This window comes from Mycoplasma sp. CSL7475-4 (genome assembly GCF_024834065.1).
In the GTDB taxonomy this organism is placed as follows: domain Bacteria; phylum Bacillota_I; class Bacilli_A; order Mycoplasmatales; family Metamycoplasmataceae; genus Mycoplasmopsis.
In genome coordinates this window covers 1-793 of the sequence record NZ_JANUYA010000021.1, presented here as the reverse complement: position 1 = coordinate 793, position 793 = coordinate 1, and the positions used below count along the sequence as shown (strand labels likewise).

Here is a 793-nt window from a genome sequence, read left to right as displayed (position 1 = left end):
CATTTTACGACAAAGTAAAAATTTGAAGCAAAAACCCGACTTTAAATGGTGTAAATTATGAATACTATAGTAAAGATTATGATATTAAAAACTCTTTCCCTGACATTGTAATTAAATACGGCAATCATCAACTTATTATTGAAGTAAAAGATGCCACTAATGACTACGACAAAGATAAGACTAAAAAAATTGTAGAAGCATATCGTGCTTATATTAACGATCATTCTGACAATAGTTTTGATTTAGTACCATTAACATTATTAGTTTGCAAAGTTAAAAAAGAAGATTCACAAAATAATAAAAACGGACAATTGACCATAACTTTTGAAGGTGCCAGCACAAATGAATTATTTAATAAGAAAATTAATGATGGCGAATTTGATAAAAAAGGGTTTGCTATAGACAATATTTTCAAAGATATGTTTGATCTGATCGATGAATTGGATAATAATTTGCATAATCAATAATTTTTTAAACTAAGTAAATAAGTAAAAATTAAAGCGAGTTAAAAAGCGAAATAATTAGGTATTTGTTCTCTATGAAATATAAAACAAAAGTTCTCATTTGTTAAATTCAAAAAATTGGAACTTTTGTTTTTTGTTTCATACCCAAAACCAGTGACAGCGCCCAAACACTGCATTGCGTCGATTTCTAGTATAATTAAATTGAATGCGTAAAAAATTAGTGTGTAAAAAAGCTGCAACCTACTTGCAGCTTTTTTGATTTTAAAAAAAATTAGTAAATGAAAAGGAGGGAACAACCCCCCCCTGACAACTGAATATATTATACCACA

General features: G+C 27.7%; 1 protein-coding gene. It reads left to right on the top strand.

The annotated features are described in order from the left end of the window. Positions 1–467, top strand: a 467-nt coding sequence (locus tag NXS15_RS03740; protein ID WP_396888611.1) for a hypothetical protein, incomplete at its 5' end; no start/stop codon positions are given. Between the last annotated feature and the right edge of the window lie 326 nt (positions 468–793).